The organism is Kocuria tytonicola (assembly GCF_003687175.1).
Lineage (GTDB): Bacteria > Actinomycetota > Actinomycetes > Actinomycetales > Micrococcaceae > Kocuria > Kocuria tytonicola.
Genome location: NZ_RDEX01000001.1, coordinates 1,200,377 through 1,219,501 on the forward strand (window position 1 = coordinate 1,200,377; position 19,125 = coordinate 1,219,501).

15 protein-coding genes are annotated in these 19,125 nt (G+C 71.8%); 10 read left to right on the top strand and 5 right to left on the bottom strand.

Annotation, left to right across the window (positions count from 1 at the left end):
- Positions 1-15: 15 nt before the first annotated feature.
- Both EAE32_RS05440 and EAE32_RS05445 read right to left on the bottom strand, forming a co-directional pair.
- Positions 16-465 carry an Rv3235 family protein gene (locus EAE32_RS05440; protein WP_121864398.1) on the bottom strand — a complete coding sequence of 150 codons (450 nt, stop codon included), beginning with the start codon at positions 463-465 and terminating at the stop codon, positions 16-18.
- Positions 466-622: 157 nt separating this feature from the next.
- On the bottom strand, positions 623-1,462 hold the full coding sequence (locus tag EAE32_RS05445) for a LysM peptidoglycan-binding domain-containing protein (RefSeq protein ID WP_121864399.1): 840 nt from the start codon (positions 1,460-1,462) through the stop codon (positions 623-625).
- A 183-nt stretch (positions 1,463-1,645) separates the two neighbouring features.
- Between EAE32_RS05445 and EAE32_RS05450 the strand changes: the two genes are divergently transcribed.
- On the top strand, positions 1,646-2,212 hold the full coding sequence (locus EAE32_RS05450) for a hypothetical protein (RefSeq protein WP_121864400.1): 567 nt from the start codon (positions 1,646-1,648) through the stop codon (positions 2,210-2,212).
- Positions 2,213-2,364: 152 nt separating this feature from the next.
- On the opposite strand, the gene EAE32_RS05455 is transcribed toward EAE32_RS05450, so the two are convergent.
- Positions 2,365-2,580: a helix-turn-helix domain-containing protein gene (locus tag EAE32_RS05455; RefSeq protein ID WP_121846688.1), complete on the bottom strand. Its 216-nt coding sequence runs from the start codon at positions 2,578-2,580 to the stop codon at positions 2,365-2,367.
- Between the two features lie 226 nt (positions 2,581-2,806).
- On the opposite strand from EAE32_RS05455, the gene EAE32_RS05460 reads away from it, so the two are divergent.
- The 3 genes from EAE32_RS05460 to EAE32_RS05470 are packed head-to-tail and all read left to right on the top strand — an operon-like array spanning position 2,807 to position 6,594.
- Positions 2,807-3,478 (top strand): SAF domain-containing protein, encoded by a 672-nt coding sequence (locus tag EAE32_RS05460; RefSeq protein ID WP_121846686.1) that lies wholly within the window; start codon positions 2,807-2,809, stop codon positions 3,476-3,478.
- Complete coding sequence (locus EAE32_RS12105) at positions 3,475-4,989, top strand: CpaE/TadZ family protein (protein ID WP_121864401.1); 1,515 nt, start codon at positions 3,475-3,477, stop codon at positions 4,987-4,989. Before EAE32_RS05460 ends, EAE32_RS12105 begins: the two co-directional genes overlap by 4 nt.
- A gap of 21 nt (positions 4,990-5,010) precedes the next feature.
- On the top strand, positions 5,011-6,594 hold the full coding sequence (locus EAE32_RS05470) for a sensor histidine kinase (RefSeq protein WP_121846684.1): 1,584 nt from the start codon (positions 5,011-5,013) through the stop codon (positions 6,592-6,594).
- 144 nt (positions 6,595-6,738) lie between these two features.
- On the opposite strand, the gene EAE32_RS05475 is transcribed toward EAE32_RS05470, so the two are convergent.
- Entirely contained in the window at positions 6,739-6,987 is a 249-nt protein-coding gene (locus EAE32_RS05475) for a WhiB family transcriptional regulator (protein WP_085107600.1), read from the bottom strand.
- Between the two features lie 307 nt (positions 6,988-7,294).
- Between EAE32_RS05475 and EAE32_RS05480 the strand changes: the two genes are divergently transcribed.
- On the top strand, positions 7,295-7,726 hold the full coding sequence (locus EAE32_RS05480) for a hypothetical protein (RefSeq protein ID WP_121864402.1): 432 nt from the start codon (positions 7,295-7,297) through the stop codon (positions 7,724-7,726).
- A 13-nt stretch (positions 7,727-7,739) separates the two neighbouring features.
- On the opposite strand, the gene EAE32_RS05485 is transcribed toward EAE32_RS05480, so the two are convergent.
- Entirely contained in the window at positions 7,740-12,359 is a 4,620-nt protein-coding gene (locus EAE32_RS05485; protein WP_121864403.1) for an FtsK/SpoIIIE domain-containing protein, read from the bottom strand.
- A 190-nt stretch (positions 12,360-12,549) separates the two neighbouring features.
- Between EAE32_RS05485 and EAE32_RS05490 the strand changes: the two genes are divergently transcribed.
- The 5 genes from EAE32_RS05490 to EAE32_RS05510 all read left to right on the top strand — a co-directional run bounded on the left by EAE32_RS05490 (position 12,550) and on the right by EAE32_RS05510 (position 19,088).
- A complete protein-coding gene (locus EAE32_RS05490) occupies positions 12,550-13,731 on the top strand; it encodes a glycosyltransferase family 4 protein (protein ID WP_121864805.1) in 1,182 nt (393 codons plus the stop codon).
- 236 nt (positions 13,732-13,967) lie between these two features.
- Entirely contained in the window at positions 13,968-15,155 is a 1,188-nt protein-coding gene (gene glf, locus EAE32_RS05495; protein WP_121864404.1) for a UDP-galactopyranose mutase, read from the top strand.
- Complete coding sequence (locus EAE32_RS05500) at positions 15,152-17,182, top strand: glycosyltransferase (protein ID WP_121864405.1); 2,031 nt, start codon at positions 15,152-15,154, stop codon at positions 17,180-17,182. Before glf ends, EAE32_RS05500 begins: the two co-directional genes overlap by 4 nt.
- A gap of 103 nt (positions 17,183-17,285) precedes the next feature.
- Complete coding sequence (locus tag EAE32_RS05505; protein ID WP_121864406.1) at positions 17,286-18,158, top strand: ABC transporter permease; 873 nt, start codon at positions 17,286-17,288, stop codon at positions 18,156-18,158.
- Between the two features lie 3 nt (positions 18,159-18,161).
- Positions 18,162-19,088, top strand: coding sequence for an ABC transporter ATP-binding protein (locus EAE32_RS05510; RefSeq protein WP_121864407.1), 927 nt, complete (start codon positions 18,162-18,164; stop codon positions 19,086-19,088).
- The last annotated feature ends 37 nt before the right edge of the window (positions 19,089-19,125 follow it).

A 19,125-nucleotide genomic window follows, 5' to 3' on the forward strand; every position in this document is an offset into this window, starting at 1 on the left:
AACTGCCGTGGCGGGTCACCCCACCTCCAGGTGGGTGACCCGCCACTGCCGTGCCGTGCGCTCGATGCGCAGCGCCACCGCTCGTGCGCGGGTGGACTCCTCGACCACGAGCGATGCCTCGTAGCATCCCGCGGCGGGGCTGCACACCCGCACGCGCCGGACGCGGGCGGCGCGGTGCACCTCGAACAGGGACCGGCGCTCCGGGCACTGCTCCTGCACGAGCTTCAGCATGGCGGCCCGCTCCGCAAAGCGTTCCACCACCTCGGGATCCGTCCACCGTGAGAGCTGGGAGGCCGGTCTCGTGCCGGCGAGGATCTCCACGGCGGCCTGGCCGATGCTGCGGGCGATCGCGGCCACCCGCTCCGACTCGTTCTTCCCGGTGAGTGCGGCCGCGGAGCGGTCCTGGCGCCACGAGTAGCCGCCGGCGGGCGTGCGGGGTGTGGACTCGGGGACGATGACGGTCATGACGTTCTCCTTCGTGGGCGGGGTGGCGCGGGACGCGTTGCGTGCCCGCTGCTGCCGGGGTGCTGGGATCCGGGCGGGGGCGGCGGTGCGTGGCGACGGTTCGCCCGGGAGGGCCCGGATGCCCCGGCACCTGGTGCGACGCTGCGCTCGACGCCCCTCACCGAGAGCTCCCCGCGGCGTCCAGCAACCGGGGCGGGACGCGCAGCACGTCCCCGGGGTGGATCAGGTCGCCGTGCTCGGCAAGGGTGTTGTGGTCCAGCCAGGACGCGAGGTGCTCGCACACGACCCCGTCCGTCGCTCCAGGCCCCAGCAGCTGCGCCGTGAGGTCCCAGAGGGTGTCCCCTTCCACCACGGTGAGGGCTCCGTCGGCCACCCGGTCGCGTGCGGGAGGTGCCGCCCGGTGGGCCGGGGCCTCCGCACCGGTGGCAGAGGTGTCGGCGGCCCGATCCGCGGTTCCGTGTGCTCCGTCGGGCGAGCCGGGCGACGGGGACGCACTGCTCGGGGTCTCTGGGGTGCTGGACCCTGCACCGGGAGACTGTCCCGGGGCGGTGTCGGAAGCACCTTCCGTGGGCGGGGCGAGCTGCTCCGTGCCGGGGGCCGCGGGTGCCCAGAAGGGGTCCGGGGCGGCGTCGTCCGCGTGGGCCGGGCTGAACGCGAGGAGCTGGGCGCCCACGAGAGCGGCCGCGGTGCGTGCTACGAAGCCGGGGGTCAGCCGGGCGGCCCAGCGCTCGACCGGGTGCCACCGCAGGGTGCGGGCCAGCGCGCCCACGCACACCATGGCGAGGCCGCCGATCCACCACCCGGCCACCGCAAGGCACAGGGCGGACGTGAGAGCGGCGAGGGTGAGCTGTGGGTCGTTCCCCGTGCCGGAGGCCTGGAGCCGGAGGACGTGGGACCAGCCGAGCGCGCCGGCCGTTCCCGCGACCACGGGAACCGCGAGCCACAGTGCCGGTGCTCGGTGCGCGGCCGGTTGAGCGGTGCAGTGCTGCTGGCCCATGTTATCTCCGATGATGTCGTTTGATGTCGTTTGACGTTTTTAGATCATCCAGGGAAGCGGGTCGGGAGTCAATGATCCATGCGGAGGCATGCAGATTCGGCGCTAGTGCGTCTGGGAGGGGCGCAAGCCGATCCGTAGTCTCGGGACGGAGCGGCGGCGACACGGGCGGGAACAGGAGCGGACATGCGGTGGGACGACCTCTTCGAGGACATGGAGGCCCAGCTCGCACAGGCCCGCCTGCGCATGGCGGAGCAGGAGGCGGTCGAAACGGCGCGAGCTGAGCTCTCCCGCCTCACACTGCTGGAGCGACTGGCCGCGCACCGGGACGGCCCCGTCCGCGTGCGACCCGCCCACGGGGACGTGCTCGAGGGCGTCCTGGACGGCGTGGGCTCCGGCTGGGTGGTGGTCCGGGAGGGTCACGTGCAGCACCTGGTCCCGCTGCACGCCGTCGCGTGGTGGGAGGGGCTGCCGCGCCGGTTCGAGGTGCTGCCGGAGCGCTCGTCCATTCGCAGGCTCGGGATGGGTCACGTGCTGCGCGCCCTGAGCACCGCGCGGGTGCACGTGCGGGTGGTGGTGCAGGAGCATGCCGGGCACGGTGAGCTCGAGGGCACGGTGGACGCCGTGGGTCAGGACTTCTTCGACGTGGCGGTCCACCCGCAGGACCAGTTCCGCCGACGCCGCGCGGTCATGACGGTGCGCACCGTCCCGTTCTCCTCCGTGGTGCTCGTCTCGTCGCTCGACGCGGGGTGAGCCGCGCCGGCGCGCGGAGGTGCGCGGCGGGGTCGTTGCCCGAGGGGGAGCGTCGACTCCGCCGCCGGGCCGCAGCCGACCCGTCGGGTCTCCGCCGACCGGATGTGCCGTGCCCTCGGGGAGCGACCCGCTCTGGCGCGCGCAGTTCGGTGTCAGGCCAGGGTGCCCTCCCGCACGGCCTGCTGGGTGCGCTCGTATCCCTGCTGGATGTACTCCTCCAGCTTGGCCTTCTCCACGCGCCACTGGCCGCGGCCGCCCACCTGGATGGCGGGCAACTCGCCGGAGCGGACCATGGCGCGGGCCTGGGGGACGGAGATGGAGAGGATCTCTGCGACATCCGCGAGCGTGAGGAATCGTTGCTGCGACATGCGGTGCATCACTTCCTTTGGCGTCGTTCGATGTCGATACAGGGTACTTCGTCCTGAAGTCTCTCACCTGGTGCCCTCCGGGGGCGCTTGTCAACAGCCTGCGGTCGGGATCGAGACGTGGTCACCTTTGTCCACAGGTGGCCCGTCGATCTTCCCCGGGCTTCTCCGGCCGGGCACACTCGGGGGTGACCGGCGGGGGCCGGCACCCGGGGGAAGGACTCGAGGCATGGCAGTGAGCACACCGCGCGAGCGCACGGCACACGGTGGGAGCACCGCCGCCCGGTTCCGCAGACCGTCCTGGCGGGACCCCCGTCTGCTCGTGGGACTGCTGCTGGTCCTGCTGTCGGTCACGGGGGTCGTGCTCCTGGTCGCCTCCATCAACCGCAGCGATCCCTACTACGTGGCCGCACGGGACCTCGCGGTGGGCCAGCGCGTCACCGCGGAGGACCTCACCACCGTGGACGCGCACCTGCAGGACGCCGCCACCCAGTACCTGGGCGCGGGCGAGCCGCTGCACGAGAACGCCGTGGTCACCCAGCGCGTGGTCCGCGGCCAGCTCGTCCCCGCGGCGTCGGTCGGCACGGCGGACGCCCTCGACCGCACTCCCGTGGGCATTGCCCTGGACACACCTCTGCCCGCCCAGGCGGGACCCGGCGCGCACGTGGACGTGTGGGTGGCCACACCCCGTCCCACGGGGCGCGGCTACGCGGAACCCAAGAAACTCGTCACGGGCGCGGAGATCGCCGCGGTGGACACCCAGGACACCGCCCTGGGCGGCTCGGGCGGTGTGACCGTGCACGTCCTGGTGCGGCAGGCCCAGGTGGGGCCGCTCGTGGACGCCCTCGGCAACGACGCCAAGGTGACCCTGGTCCTGAACACCTCGGGAAGCGGCTCGTGAGCATCTCGGTGGTGACGCTCGGCTCCAGCACGTGGGAGCTCGTGGACCGTCTCGAGCGGCTGCACGGGGACGTCACCGTGGTGCGGCGGTGCCTCGAGCTCGCCGACCTGCTCGCGTGCGCGCACACCGGCATGGCCCAGGCGGCCCTCGTGGCCGAGGGCGCGGAGGACCTCACGGCCAGCATCCTGGAGCAGCTCGCGGTGAACGGGCTGCGCGTCCTCGTGGTCGAGGGCCACGACAGCTCTCGGCTCGCCCGGCTCGGCGTGGAGGCCGTTCCCGCGGGGGTGTCGGGGGAGGATCTCGCCGCCCGCCTCGAGCACGCGGTGGATCAGCCGTTCCCGGACAGGACCGCGGACAGCAGCTCGGACATCCCTGCGCCACCCTCCGCCCACGACGAACCGGCCACCACCTCGTCCGGCGCTCGCCCTCCGGGCGTCTCCGCCGGTCCGGGGCCCGCGGGGTCGGCGCCGACCGGGCGGAGCGGCGTCGTCGGCCGGGGACCGGCGGTGGACGCGGGCTCCCGACGCGCCGGTGACGACGGCGAGGACGAGACGGAGTGGGTGCCCGACGCCCACGAGAACGCACCGGTCCACGAGTCCGCGCCCGACCCGCACCGCGTGGTGGCGGTGTGGGGACCCGCCGGTGCGCCGGGCCGCACCGTGACGGCACTCAACGTGGCCGCCGAGGCCGCCCTGCTGGGACACCGGGTGCTGCTCGTGGACGCGGACACCTGTGCGGCCTCCGTGGCGGCGAGCCTCGGGATGCTGGACGAGACGGCCGGTCTCGCACAGGCGTGCCGCCTCGCGGACCAGGGGCGCCTGGACCGGGAGGGGCTTGCCCGGTGCGTGAGCGCCGTCTCGGTGGCGGGGACCACCCTGGACGTCCTCACGGGAATCACCCGCGCTGACCGTTGGCCGGAGGTTCGGGGGCTGGCCCTGGACACGGTGCTGGAGCGGGCGCGGGAGGGGTACGGGCTGGTGGTCGTGGACACGGCCTTCAGCCTGGAGTCCGACGAGGAGATCAGCACTGACTTCCTCGCGCCGCGACGCAACGCGGGAACGCTGGGGGCGGTTGCGGCCGCGGACACGGTGCTCGCGGTCGGGGCCGCCGACACCCTGGGGATTCCCCGGCTGGTCAAGGCCCTGCCGGAGCTCGAGGAGGCCGCGCCGGACGTGCGCGTGGTGGTGGTCGTGAACAAGCTGCGCGCGGCGGCGGCCGGGCGCTCCGCGGCCGCATCCGTGGTGGAGGCGTGGCGGCGCTTCTCCCCGGGACACGCGATTGCCGGCACCCTGCCCTGGGACCCGGCGGCGTGCGACGACGCGCTGCTGGCCGGGGCCGTGCTCGCCGAGACGGCTCCGCGCAGCGCTCTGCGGCAGGAGTTCACGGGCCTGGCCCGCAGGCTCGTGGCGGACGGGGGACCACCCACCGTGGCTGGTCCGGGCGGAGCGGGGGAGACCGTGACGGGTACTAGGCTGGGGCGTCGGATGGGCGCGTGGCTGCGCCGCGGTTGAGCGTGAGAGAGCGAGCGTGCCATGGCATTCACCGACCCCTTGCGCCAGGTGGCGGACTTCGACGCCGGGGACGCCGAGTGGCTCCACCTGCTCGTGGGGGACTGGCAGCTGCTGGCTGACCTGGGCTTCGGAGACCTCCTGCTGTGTTTCCCGCGCGACGTGGTTCCGGCGGCCGAGAACCCCACGGGTCGGCCGGTCCCGGCGGAGGGCAGCGAATTCCTCGTGCTCGCCCACTCCCGCCCGACCACGGGACCCACGGCGTACCAGAAGGACATGGTGGGGGAGCTCGTCGGTGGGCAGGCCGCCCGGACCCTGCGCCGGGCCTGGATCGACCGGTCCATCGAGCGCGCGGGGCCCTCGGAGTGGTCGAGCCTGGCCCCCCGCTCCGTCACCCTCGTGCCGCTCGTGCGCAACAGGCGCACCATTGCGGTGGTCAGTGTCACCGCGGACCCGCAGCGCGACCGGCTGCCCTCCCGCATGGAGCTCGTGTACCGGGAGTCCGCCGGGGACCTGCTCCGCATGGCGAACCAGGGCACGTGGCCGGACTTCGCGGTGCGCAGCGACTCCCGCCGGGGCGCTCCCCGCGTGGGGGACGGCATGCTGCGGCTGAACGCCTCGGGAGTGGTGGAGTTCTGCTCGCCGAACGGACTCTCCACCTTCCGTCGGCTGGGCCTGCAGGGGGACCTGCAGGGGCAGAACCTCCTCGAGGTGGCACGCCAGCTGCCGCTCACCGCGCCGGGCGTGGACGAGACGCTCGCGCCGGTGCTCGCGGGAACGATGCCGTGGCGGGCCGAGCTCTCGGGGGTCAAGGCGTCCGCGACCCTGCGCGCCATCCCGCTGCGCCAGGGCACCGAGCGCACGGGTGCTCTGCTGCTGTGCCGTGACGTGACCGAGCTGCGGCGTCGTGACCTTCAACTGGTGTCGAAGGACGCGACCATCCGCGAGATCCACCACCGGGTGAAGAACAACCTGCAGACGGTCTCCGCGCTGCTGCGGCTGCAGTCACGCCGGATGCACTCCGAGGAGGGCAGGAACGGGTTGCGCCACGCGATGCGACGTGTCAGCTCGATCGCACGGGTGCACGAGTCCCTGTCCCACGAGATCTCCGAGGACGTGGACTTCGACGAGCTCATGCGCCACCAGGTGAAGCTCGCGGTGGAGACGGCGTCCGCGGGGCAGCACGTGCGCACGGAGGTGCACGGCAGCTTCGGCCGCCTGCCGTCCAAGAGCGCCACGTCCGTGGCCCTCGTGGTCAACGAGATCGTGGCGAACGCCGTGGAGCACGGGCTCAAGGAGCGGGACGGAACGGTGCAGCTCTCGGTGGTTCACGGGGAGGACGAGGTGTCGGAGTCCGGTGACTCGCACCGTGTGGTGGAGATCGCGATCACCGACGACGGGCACGGCATGGGCGATGCCGTCATCGAGGAGTCCGGTGTGAGCGCCTACCGCCCGCCCGCCGAGGGGGAGGGCTTGGGCATGCAGATCGTGCGCACTCTCGTGGCGAGCGAACTGCGCGGGAGCATCCGCTGGGAGCCCGGGGAGGACGGTGGGACGCGCGTGGTGATCACCGCGAGGTTCCCCCAGCCCGCGTCCGGTCGCGGCTGAGCAGAGACCAACGGGGCGGGCCACCGCCCCCTCCGGGCCGTCGACAGCTCACGAACTGCCCGGAAACGCACCACGGCCCGTGAGCCGCCGAGAGGGGCGGTCACGGGCCGTGGTGTCGAGTGCAGGCCGTGCGGTGAACCGGGCTCAGGAGGCGCGACGGGCGCGGGCCGCCCGGCGCTTGAGGGCACGCCGTTCGTCCTCGCTCATCCCGCCCCACACGCCGGCGTCCTGGCCGGACTCCAGGGCCCACTGCAGGCAGGTGTCCATGACCTCGCAGGAGCGGCACACGGCCTTGGCCTCTTCGATCTGCAGCAGGGCAGGGCCCGTGTTGCCCACGGGGAAGAACAGTTCGGGGTCTTTCTCGAGGCATGCTGCGCGACTACGCCAATCCATGGGAATGACATCGCTCCTTTCACGGTCGGGGTGTGTGCCGCCCAGTGGGCACCCCGAGGAGAGCGACGGTCGGTCGCGAAGGGGAAACCGGTGGCGTGACACAGAAAAGGCCCGGGTGGTCGGGCCTTTGAGGATCTGTCATTAGTTTCCCACGTAAACACAGCGTAAACAAGAGTCTGAGCGGTACATCACATCCACCCGTCGCGGTCCCCGCAGCCGTCGGCGGTGACTCGGAGCGGACGCGGCGAACGCCGCCGTTGCCCTCACTACAGTGGGGACGTCACCGCCCCCTCCGAAAGGCCCTGCCATGAACGCCCCGGCCACCCGCTCCCGGACCACCGCCCCCGGACCCCGGCCCTGGACCGCGTCGGTCGTGGCGGCCACGGTGGGAGTCGAGGCGCTCGCGCTGCTCCTCTCGGCGCTGGCCCTGTTCACCACGCTGTTCACCGGCCACGTGCTGCCGGTTGCGGGCATCGTGTTCGGCACCGTGGTCCTCGCCGGGGGCGCCGTGTGGCTCGCGGCCGCAGCCCGGGGGGCCTGGGCCGGTCTGCGCTGGCCCCGCGCCGCGGTCCTGGTGTCGCAGGCCTTCCTGCTGATCGTGGGGCTCTCTTTCCTCCAGATGGCACTGGGCGGGTGGGGTCTCGTGGTGGCCGCCGTGGCCGTGGTGACCATCCTGTGCCTCCTCGCCCCGTCCACGGTTGCGTGGATGCACCGCACGCGGGACGACGCCGCCCGCTGACCCGTCCGGTGCGTCACACCCCCTGCTGCGGGCCGGTCCCGTCGAGGACTGCGGGCGGTGCGGGAGAGGTGGGAGGCAGGGGAGCCTGCACCGGTTCCACGGTGCCCCGGTGAACCCAGAAGCCGCGCCCGGGAGGCCCGCCCAGCCCCTGACCCGCGAGGGACACCCCGAACGCCTCGCCGTCGAACGCCCTCCGGGGTCGGAGCAGCAGGGTGTCCGCGTGCTGCCGCCACGCCATGAGCGGTGGAAACGTGCTGAGCAGGGAGTCCGTGAGACGGGTTCCCACCACCAGACGGACTCCCGGTGCGAGTGCGTCACAGTCATGTCCGGAACCCTTCCCCTTCGATGCGGTGTGCCGAGGTGAACCCGGGGACCAGGCCGTGGCAAGCGCACGGAGAACCTCGGGGGACAGCCGGTCCGCGTCGTCGACCAGGAGGGTGACGGGGCGCCCGGACCGTTCCAGCGAGCGCAGCAGCGCCTGGACGTCGTCCGCGCTGCCGGGAGCAGCGGAGACCACGTCGTGCGCAGCGCGTGCCTCATCCGTGGTCAGCGCCGTGGACAGGTGGGCGCGTGCGGCGGCCAGGAAGGACGTGCGCCCGGAGCGTGCGGGCCCCGCCACGAGCAGCGTGGCTCCCGGCCCCCAGGGGTGCACGGCCGGGTCGCCCTCCCGGGTGACTCCGAGGAGCAGACCCGGCGTGACCTCTGCGGGGGAACTCCAGGCGCTCGGCAGCGGGAAGGCCACGGGCCACCCGTGGAGACCGGAGCGTGGACCTCCAAGGAGCTCTCGGGAGCTGCGGGAACCTCGGGAGCTGCGGAGCGCAGCGGTGCGGAGGACGGTGTCTCCCGCCGGGCGGGTCACTGAGGACCCTGCCGCGCCCTGCGCCCTCGACCCACCGTGCTGGTCACCGCGCCACAGGGTGCGTTGCGCCAGGACGCCCTCGTCTGCCGCCTCCTGCCGCAGGGGAGCGTACTCGTCCACGGGTTCGCCTGCGGCGAGCTGCACCACGACCAGCCGGTCCGCCCGGGGCGGGCCTCCGGGATCACCGCACGAGCGGGTCACCGGGCCGCTGACCGCGCCCCGGGAGTCCCAGCCGCTGAACGGCGGGAGGCGGGGCCACTGCAGCAGCGCCTCGGGGGTCTGATCGGCCGGCAGGAGCACGCGATTGGGAGCTGAGTGGGCGCCCCGGCCCGACATGAGGGAGCGGTCCCCGGTCAGCACCGCGGACAGACCCCGGGAGGGGCCGACCGCGAGCAGCGACAGGAGATCGTCCTCCAGGTGGGCCCAGGCGCCGGCGCGCAGCAGCTGGCAGCAGCGGTCCCAGTCCGCCACGACCACCAGGGCGCGCTCGTGCCCGCCCTCCGGATCGTCCGGGGTGCTCTCGAGGTGGCAGCGGAGTCTGTCGAGCAGGTGGGCGAGGTCTGCGGGGTGGTCGGCGCGGGCGGTGCCGCGCAGCGGGTTCGCGCACCCCGCGTCGGTGGGACCCGTGAGATCCGTGGTGCCCGCCCCGGTGGCCGAGACGACGTACAGGGCCACGCCCGGCGCGGCGTGCTCCTCGGGCGAGGCCGCTGCGCACCGTTCCACGAGTGATCGGAGCCCGCTGCGCACGGCCGAGGGGCGGCCGATCAGGGCGAGCGGGCCGTCCTCCCACGGATCCCAGGTGAGCCTGCCGCACCAGTGCTCGGCTGGGTTCTCGGCGGGGCCGAGATCGACCAGTGGTAAGGGGACCCGCTCCGGGCTGGCACACCGGGGCAGGCCGGGCGGCACCGCCCTGTCTCCGGGGTCCGGGCAGTCCCCGGACGCCGGGTCCCGGGGGTCGACGGCGCCCGGGGACTCCCAGAAGCGACGCACGTCCCGCACCGCCGCCCCCGGATCCGGTGCCGGTGCCGGGCGGAAAGCCCCGGGGGCACCGTCGTGGGGACGGGCCGCGGGCAGGAAGCGCAGCTGGAGAGGCGCGGGCGGCGGTGTGCAGAGTCGCGTGAGAACGGCGCACTGCACCTCCACCGGTGCGCCGTGCCCACGGTCCAGGTAGCCCCGGCCGGGCAGGTTCGGGGGGATCCCCGCGGCGAGCCCGCTGCCGATCATGTCGAGGGATTCCTGCTCGGTGCGCACGCGCAGGCAGAGTGCCTGGGACACGTTGGCGCGGACATCCGGTGGCAGGGCGCCCTGGGGCCGCTGGGTGGCCAGCACGAGGTGCACCCCCAGTGAACGGCCCACGGTGGCAACCACCGCGAGCTGGTGCGCGGCCTCGGGGAACGAGTCCGTGAGCATCTTCGCCTCGTCCACCACCACCACGAGTTCGCGGACCACGGGGGTGCCTCCCCGCTGCAGAACCTGGGCCATCGTGTCGAGACCGTGGGCTCGGAGCACCCGTTCGCGGCGCTGGAGCTCCGAGTGCAGGAATACCAGCGCACGCCGCACCTCGTCCGGACCCAGGTCCGTCAGCAGGGTGCTCACGTGGGGCAGGTCCGCAAGGGGTGCGAGAGCCGCGCCGCCCTTGAAGTCCACGAGCAGGAACTCGAGGCGCCCGGGGTCTGCGCCTCGGGCGAGCCCCGCCACGAGTGTGCGCAGCACCTCGGACTTCCCGCAGCCGGTGGTCCCGGCGATCAGCAGGTGCGGGTTTTCGTCGTCCAGCACGATCCGCTCCCTTCCGTCCCGGGAGACGCCGATGACCGTGCCGAGCGGCGAGTGCGCCCGTGGCGGGACCCCGGTCGACACCTGTTCGCTTCCGGGCCCCACGGTGGTGGGATCCGGTCGCTCGTCGTCGGCCAGGAGCAGCTCGTGCGAGGCGACGGCCCGGGGGAGTGCACCCCTTCGCCGCGACGGTCGCCGGGCAGCGGCGGCCGTCCAGGCCTGCAGGGCAAGGTGGGCGGTGCCGTCGGAGACGGTGTCCGGGACGAAGTCCAGACTGGTGCGCTGCTCCTGGGCCGAGAGCCCCGGGACCGCGTCGCACGAGGGGGTGGAGAGGCGCAGTCCACCGCGGACCTCTGAGACCAGGGTGTCCTGCGGCCCGGGGGCCGCCCCGCCCGCCAGGACGACACGCACCACGCCGGGGGCCGCGGCAGCCAGCGCGGCGTCCTGCGGGGTGAGGACCTCCAGGCCGGTGACGTCCGTGGGACCGGGCCGGGCGGCGTCGCGGGTGGAACCCGGCGGGGACGGGGATGCCGGGGACTGGAGCAGCCGGGCGAGGGCCGGCGGAGGTGCCCACGAGACGTCGGGGGAGACCGTGAGCCGGTCCAGGGCCTGCGGACCCGTGAACAGCTGCACCGCGAGCGCGTTGAGCAGCCCTCGTGAGCACTCGCCGGTCACTGCGAGGGCCAGGACGCGAACGCGGGCCAGGTCCACCAGAACCGGGGCACGACGGTGCGTGACCGCCCGGACCGGGATTCCGCGACCCCTGCCCACGACGGCGGCACGTGTGCCCTGCCCCAGGCGCACCCAGCGCGCGGTCGCCGCTGAACCCGTGTCCCCGGACGTCGCAGCAGTGCGGTGCTGCGTCCAGGAGGTCGCGGAACGAGGGCCACCGGCTGGAGCCGCAGCGGCCCAGCGCAGCGCCTCCGATCCCGGGGATCCCGTGTCCGGCCCGCGCTCCGGTGGCAGCGCTCGGCAGCGCGCCACGAGTTCCGCGACCGGCGGGGCCGCGTGGTCGCAGCGGCGCAGGTCGCGCTCCCGGGCGGCGGCCAGCCGGCGTCGCTGCTCGGCCCGCGCGCCGCGGTCCGCAACCCACCCCGCGGCACTCGTCACGGCACCCAGGGCGCTGAACAGCAGGAAGAACCACCAGTGGGTGACCAGGGCAATCGCCACCCCCGCGCACAGTGGGAGGAGACCCGTGACCATGGCCACGGCGGCCCGGGCACGGTGAGCGGGCTCGAGGGGGAGCTCGTGGTCGGGTGCGGCCTCGCGGGTGGTGAAACCCGCCGGGGTCGCAGCGGGATCGGGCCAGCGGGCCTCCGACCGCTCGCCGTGGCGTTCCACCCGCAGCCAGGACACGTCGTCACCGAGGCTCAGCCGCAGCCTGTCGCCGTGGGAGAGAGCCGTTCCCGAGGGCAGCACCCTGACCCCGGAACCGTCCACCACGAGACCGATCCCCGACGTGGTTTCCACCCGGGACAGCACGGGCCCGCCCCCGTCCAGCACCACGCGGTGCCGGCCACGGGGTAGTACGAGTTCGGTCCCCGCGCCTGCGCCCTCCACCACCGTGAGGCGCACGACGTCGTGCGCGTCGGCTTCCCGCGGGCCATCCTCGGTGGGAGACCCCCCGACCGGTGCCACGGTGCCGGGCAACGGGGCCACTGCGGACCGCGCGGCCCCGCCGGAGGACGGCGCACCGCAGGACGACGCCGACCGTCCGGACGCCACGGGCTGCCCGGGTTCCCTGGTGCTCCCGCGGCGGGACACGGGAACGCCGCCCGCAACAACGGGGTGCAGCACCACCGTGGCACCGTCCGTGAGCGGGGGCGCCCCCACCGTGGCACGGCCGAGATCCACACCCGCCACGGTGGCGCGGTGCTCGGTGCCGAGCTGGCGGGCGAGCTCGGCGGCGAGGTCCTCGCCCGAGGTCCCGGGGGAGGCCGTGACGCTCACGGGATGGGTGGTGCCGGCACCGTGCCGCAGGACGTGGAGGGACAGCTGCATGCCAGCAGTGCACCGCACCAGCGCGGTGGAACGGGGGAGCGGGCCCACGGCCGTGGATGCCCCTGGGCGCGCCCGTCCGGCGGGCGCTCCTGTGCAGGGCCCTCGCCGTGCGACGAGCCGAAAACGGTGACCGGGCAGGGGGCCGTCCCCTGGGCGGAACATCGTCGAATTACATGAGACAGTAGTGGCCATGAAACCCCGCAAGGTCGTCATCGTCAGCCGCATCTTCCTCCCCGAGCCCGCGGCGGCATCGTTCCGGCTCGCCGCCCTGGCCCGGGGATTCGCCGCAGAGGGGGCTGACGTCACGGTGCTCACCACGCGCCCGCCCCGCAGCATGGACGCCGGGTCGGTGGACGAGCCCTACGAGATCGTGCGCGTCCCCGTGCTGCGGGACAGTGAGGACTACGTCCGTGGGGTGGCCCAGTACCTCAGCTTCGACGTCCAGGCCTTCGCCCGGCTGCTCCTCATGGACGCGGACATCGTGGTGAGCGAACCCCCTCCCACCACGGGTCTGGCCGTGTGGCTCTCCAGTGCCCTGCGGCGTCGTCCGTACATCTGGTACAACCCGGACGTGTGGACGTCGGCGACCCTGAACATGGACGTCCCGGGCGTGGTCACCCAGCTGATGCGTGCGGCGGAAACGGTGTCCGCGCGGCGCGCGGGCGGGGTGATCACGGTGTCGGAGGCCATGGGCGAGGAGCTGCACCGGGTGACGGGGACGAGCTGGGACAAGATGTTCGTGGCGGAGAACGGCATCGACACGGACACGTTCACCCCCGACGGGCCCGAGGAACCGGTGGGCGCCCCCTACTTCGTCTATGCCGGCTCCATTTCGGAGTGGCAGGGCATGGACATCTTCATCGAGGGTCTCGCGCGCATTCTGCCGCGCCATCCCGAGGCCACCCTGCAAGTGCTCGGCCGTGGCCCGGACGTGGCACGCGTCCAGGAGGTTGCCGCTCGGCTGGCTCCGCGCAACGTGGTCTTCCACGGGGTCCAGCCCCCGGCACGCACTGCTGCGTTCATGCGCGGAGCGGTGGCCGCTCTGGCGTCGGTGATACCCCACGCAGGGTACGACTTCTCCAAGCCCACCAAGCTCTACGCCGCCGCGGCGTGCGGCACGCCGTCGCTCTACGCCGGGGTGGGGGTCGCCGCAGAGCTCGTGTCCGACAACGAGCTCGGTGTCCCCGTGGACTTCACCCCCGAGGCAGTCGCCCAGGCGATGGAGAACGCCCTGGACGACGCCGCGCACGGTCGACGTGCGGCGCTGAAGGGGCGCCGCAGTGCGTGGGCCCGCGAGCACGCGTCCCTCGCCGCGTCCGGTCGAGCCGCAGCGGCCTGGGTGCTCAGCGGATTCGGGGATGCTGAGCGCTGACCCCGCAGCATCCGGGCTGCTGTGGGCCCCGTGTTCCGGTGCCCGTCCCCAGCGGCGGGAGTGAGCGGGCCCAGTGAACGGAAGTGCTTGCCGTCGTCTGCACACGCCGCGGGGCCCGGTGCGGTCACCACGCACCCCGTCCGGTGCGAGTCGCACGGGCCGCAACCAGCGCCGTCCGGTATTTTTGTCCACGACGATGTCCGTGCATGGATCGCGGACGACCCTAGGAGGGACACATGAACACTGATCTCGTGGTCGTGGGCTCGGGACTGTTCGGTTTGACCGTGGCAGAGCGAGCCGCACGCGAACTGGGCCTGAAGGTCACCATGATCGACCGGCGGCCCCACCTGGGCGGCAACGCCTACAGCGAGAACGAGGAGCGCACCGGGATCGAGGTGCACCGCTACGGTGCGCACCTGTTCCACACCTCCAACGAGCGTGTGTGGGAGTACGTGAACCGCTTCACCCAGTTCACGAACTACGTGCACCGCGTGTACACCCGGCACCAGGGCGAGGTGTACCCGATGCCCATCAACCTGGGCACCATCAACCAGTTCTTTCGTGCGGCGTACTCGCCGGGCGAGGCGCGTGAGCTCATTCGTGAGCAGGCCGGCGAGCTGGCGGGGACCGACCCGCAGAACCTCAACGACAAGGGCATCCAGCTGATCGGACGTCCGCTCTACGAGGCGTTCATCAAGCACTACACCGGCAAGCAGTGGCAGACGGCCCCCAAGGACCTGCCCGCCTCGATCATCTCCCGGCTGCCCGTGCGCTACACGTACGACAACCGCTACTTCAACGACACCCACGAGGGTCTGCCCGTGGACGGGTACACCGCGTGGCTGGAGCGCATGGCGGACCACCCGAACATCGACGTGCGTCTGGACACGGACTTCTTCGACGACTCGCAGGAGTTCTCCAAGGCCAACGTGGTGGGCCAGGTGCCCGTGGTCTACACGGGCCCGGTGGACCGCTACTTCGACTTCGCGGAGGGGGACCTCTCCTGGCGCACCATCGACCTGGAGGAGGAGGTCCTGGACATCGAGGACTTCCAGGGCACCTCGGTGATGAACTACCCGGACGCGGACGTGCCCTACACCCGCATCCACGAGTTCCGCCACTTCCACCCCGAGCGGGACTACACCAAGGACGCCACCGTGATCATGCGGGAGTTCTCACGCTTCGCGGAGAAGGGCGACGAGCCCTACTACCCCGTCAACACCTCACAGGACCGGGAGAAGCTGCTGGCCTACCGGGACCTCGCCAAGGGTGAGTCCTCGGTGCTGTTCGGCGGGCGGCTCGGCACGTACAAGTACCTGGACATGCACATGGCCATCGGGTCGGCCCTGTCCATGGTGGACAACAAGATCGCACCGCATTTCACCTCCGGTGCGCCGCTGACCAGTGGAGGAGTGGACGAGTGAGCCAGGAGAACGTGGACCAGGCGGGACGCCCCCAGCCCGCCACCGCCGAGAGCCAGGAGTACCTGACCAAGATCTCCTCGCAGCCCCGCACCGCCGCGGACCTGCGGGAAGTGGCCCGGGTGGTGTTCCCCGCGGACAAGGACCTGGATGCCCTGCCGCTGTACATCGACGGTCCCATCAACGTGGAGGGACCGTCCTCTGCCGGCTCCGACACCGCCAACCAGCACCCTGACGACATCATCTCCCGGCGTTCCGTGCGGATCCGCCCGGGACGCCGCGTGTCCTTCGGCTCGTACTTCAACGCCTTCCCGGCCTCCTACTGGCGGCGCTGGACGGTGGCCGAGTCCGTGGTGCTGCGCGTGCGCACCTCGGGCGCCGGCTCGCTGATCGTCTACCGCTCCAACGCGCGAGGTGTCTCCCAGCGCGTCGAGGACCGCAGGGTGGAGGGCTCCACCACGTGCGAGTTCGAGCTCACCCTGGCACCCTTCGGGGACGGCGGCTGGTACTGGTTCGACCTGATCTCCGACGAGGAGGGCATGACCCTCGACGCCGCGTCCTGGCTCGTGCCGTCGCAGGACCGCCCGGTGGGCCGGGTGACGCTGGGCGTCACCACCTTCAACCGGCCCGACTACTGCGTGAACACCATCCGAACCATTGCCGAGGCGGACGGCTTGGACGAGGTCTTGGACGAGCTCATCATCGTGGACCAGGGCAACAAGCTGGTCCAGGACGAACCCGACTTCGCGGCGGCGGAGAAGGCCATGCGTGGCAAGCTGCGCATGATCCGCCAGGGCAACATGGGCGGTTCCGGCGGGTTCGCCCGGAACATGTACGAGGTGGTGGAGGGCCGTCAGACCCCTGAGGGGGTGGAGAAGTCCGACTACGTCCTGATCCTCGACGATGACATCCTCCTGGAGTCCGAGGGCGTCCTGCGCGCCACGGCCTTCGCGGACATGTGCCACACCCCCTCGATCGTGGGCGGGCACATGTTCGACATGTTCAACAAGCCGCTGCTCAACGCGTACGCGGAGGTCGTGAACCCCTACCGGTTCCTGTGGGGCCCCGTCGACGGCCTGGGTGCCGTGGACTTCGCGGAGCGCGGCCTGCGCTCACGCCCCAGGCTGCACCGGCGCTGGGACGCGGACTACAACGGCTGGTGGATGTGCCTGATCCCGCGCACCATCCTGGAGGACATCGGCCTCTCGCTGCCCGTGTTCATCAAGTGGGACGACTCCGAGTACTCCCTGCGCGCCAAGGCCGCCGGGTACCCCACCATCTCGCTGCCGGGTGCGGCCGTGTGGCACGTGTCCTGGGCGGACAAGGACGACGCCGTGGACTGGCAGGCGTATTTCCACGAGCGCAACCGGCTCATTGCCGCGCTGCTGCACTCACCGTTCGCGAAGGGCGGGCGCATGCTGCGGGAGTCCCTCACCACGGACACCAAGCACGTGGTGTCCATGCAGTACTACCCGGCGAAGTCCGTGCTGCTCGCCATCCAGGACGTCCTGGACGGGCCCGAGCGGCTGCACGAGATGCTGCCCACGCGCATGCCCGAGATCCGCGCCATGAAGGACGAATACTCGGACGCCCGCGTGGTCAAGGATCCTGCGGAACTGCCCCCGGTGCGGCGCGCGAAGCCTCCCAAGACGATGGAGGCGCCGAAGTCGCCCACCAAGGCCCAGCTCATCCCGTGGGCCGTGCGCACCGTGCTCAAGCAGACGCTGCGGCCCGTGCGCAGCATGGCCAAGGAGTACCCCGAGGCGAGCGTGGCCCACATGGACGGCCACTGGTCCTACCTGGCCACGCTCGACTCGGCGATCGTCTCCAACGCGGAGGGCACCGGTGCGTCGTGGTACCGCCGGGACCCCGCCCAGGTGCGTGAGCTGATGGTGGAGAGCGTCAAGCTCCACGCCGAGTTGCTCTCGCGCTGGGATGCCCTCAGCGAGCAGTACCGTGCGGCCCTGCCCGAGATCACCTCGGTGGACGCCTGGGCCCGCACCTTCGCGGAGAACGGCCCCGCGCAGTAGTTCGGCCACCCGCTCGACGCCGCACACCCGCCCGGGCGTGCGGCGTCGGCGTGCATGCGGTGCGCACGCTGGAAGAACGCACCGTGCCAGGAAAGGACGCCAGATGGAAACCCAAGCTCCCGCTACGCACTTGCGGCCCCCGGGGCAGGACCGTGGGCTGAGGGACGTGTTCGCGAACAGGTTCCTGCTCAAGCTGATCGTGGACAAGGAGATCCAGATCAGATACCGGGGCACGGTCCTCGGGCTGCTCTGGTCCTACCTGAAACCGGGCGTGCAGTTCCTGGTGTTCTACATCGCCATGGGCGTGTTCCTGGACCTCAACCGCGGCATCGAGAACTTCGCCGTCTACCTGTTCTCGGGGATCGTGGTGATGAACCTCTTCGGCGAGGTCTTCGGCAACGCGTCCCGCTCCGTGGTGGCCAACGGCGGTCTGCTCAAGAAGATCTACCTGCCCAGGCAGCTGTTCCCCGTGTCCAACCTGCTGGTGGCGATGATCCACTTCGTGCCGCAGCTGGTCATCCTGCTGCTCGCGTGCTTCCTGACCGGGTGGCACCCGGGGGGCAAGCAACTGCTCGCGGTGGTCGTGGCCACCGCGATCATCGCGCTGTTCTCGCTCGCGCTGGGCATGCTGTTCACCACGTTCAACGTGTTCTTCCGGGACGCGGAGAACATCGTTGACCTCATCATCATGGTGTCCACGTGGGCCTCTCCCGTGCTCTACATGTGGACCATGGTGCACGAGAAGCTGTGGGACTGGGTCTACTACGTGTACATGGTGAACCCGCTGACCGTGGCGGTGGAGCTGTTCCACTACGGCTTCTGGTTCCCCACCACGGACACGCCGCAGATCTGGCACGTCCCGCCGCACCTGCTCACGGGGTGGACCCCGTTGGCGATCGTCACCAGCCTGATCCTCTTCTTCCTGGCGGACCGTCTGTTCCGCTCGCAAGAGGGCAACTTCGCGCAGGAGCTGTGAACCATGCCTAGTTCAGCCACCCAGCCCACCCCCGGGCGCACGGACGCGGACCTGGCCATCAGGGTCCGTCACATGACCAAGGAGTTCGTGCTGCGCCACACGCGCTCCATGAAGGAGGCGTTCGTGTGGCTCGTGAAGGGCCGCAAGGGCGATCTCACGGCCAAGTTCACGGCGCTGAACGACGTCTCCTTCGACATCCACGACGGTGAGACGGTGGCCCTGCTGGGCTTCAACGGCTCCGGCAAGTCCACCACCCTGAAGATGATCTCCGGGGTGATGAACCCGGACTCCGGTGAGATCCTCACCCGGGAGAAGGTTGCAGGGCTCATCGAGGTGGGTGCGGGCTTCCACCCGGATCTCACGGGCCGGGACAACGTCTACCTCAACGGCGCCATCCTGGGGATGAGCAAGGAGGAGATCGACGCCAAGTTCGACGACATCGTGGAGTTCTCCGAGATTGCGGAGTTCATTGACACCGAGGTGAAGTTCTACAGCTCCGGCATGTACCTGCGCCTGGCGTTCTCGGTGGCGGTGCACACTGATCCCGAGGTGTTCCTCGTGGACGAGATCCTCTCCGTGGGGGACGAGCCGTTCCAGAAGAAGTGCATCGGGCGCATCAAGGACCTCGTGCGCCGCGGCAAGACCCTGGTGGTGGTCAGCCACGACCTCAACCTGGTGATGGACATCTGCGAGCGCGGAATCGTGATGGACCACGGCACGAAGGTCTTCGACGGCACGGTCTACGGAGCGGTGGCGCACATGCGCAACCAGCCGGAGGACGAGGTGCAGCGCGAGCACGAGGAGGCGCTGGCCCGCGTGCTCGAGGACAAGCGCCGGCACCGCGAGTGGCAGGCCCAGGAGGCCGCCGAGCGTGGCGAGGAGTTCGTGCCGCAGTACGACCCGGACCTGGACGGGCCCCTGCCGGGCTGAGCCCTGCTTCACCAACGACGACGGCGCCGCGAGAGAT

Coding starts and splice junctions, on each gene's coding strand:
- EAE32_RS05505 (WP_121864406.1), top strand. CDS start 17,286: ATGGAAACCCAAGCTCCCGCTACGCACTTGCGGCCCCCGGGGCAGGAC.
- EAE32_RS05475 (WP_085107600.1), bottom strand. CDS start 6,987: ATGGATTGGCGTAGTCGCGCAGCATGCCTCGAGAAAGACCCCGAACTG.
- EAE32_RS05460 (WP_121846686.1), top strand. CDS start 2,807: ATGGCAGTGAGCACACCGCGCGAGCGCACGGCACACGGTGGGAGCACC.
- EAE32_RS05510 (WP_121864407.1), top strand. CDS start 18,162: ATGCCTAGTTCAGCCACCCAGCCCACCCCCGGGCGCACGGACGCGGAC.
- EAE32_RS05440 (WP_121864398.1), bottom strand. CDS start 465: ATGACCGTCATCGTCCCCGAGTCCACACCCCGCACGCCCGCCGGCGGC.
- EAE32_RS05470 (WP_121846684.1), top strand. CDS start 5,011: ATGGCATTCACCGACCCCTTGCGCCAGGTGGCGGACTTCGACGCCGGG.
- EAE32_RS05455 (WP_121846688.1), bottom strand. CDS start 2,580: ATGTCGCAGCAACGATTCCTCACGCTCGCGGATGTCGCAGAGATCCTC.
- EAE32_RS05490 (WP_121864805.1), top strand. CDS start 12,550: ATGAAACCCCGCAAGGTCGTCATCGTCAGCCGCATCTTCCTCCCCGAG.
- EAE32_RS05450 (WP_121864400.1), top strand. CDS start 1,646: ATGCGGTGGGACGACCTCTTCGAGGACATGGAGGCCCAGCTCGCACAG.
- EAE32_RS05485 (WP_121864403.1), bottom strand. CDS start 12,359: ATGCAGCTGTCCCTCCACGTCCTGCGGCACGGTGCCGGCACCACCCAT.
- glf (WP_121864404.1), top strand. CDS start 13,968: ATGAACACTGATCTCGTGGTCGTGGGCTCGGGACTGTTCGGTTTGACC.
- EAE32_RS05445 (WP_121864399.1), bottom strand. CDS start 1,462: ATGGGCCAGCAGCACTGCACCGCTCAACCGGCCGCGCACCGAGCACCG.
- EAE32_RS05480 (WP_121864402.1), top strand. CDS start 7,295: ATGAACGCCCCGGCCACCCGCTCCCGGACCACCGCCCCCGGACCCCGG.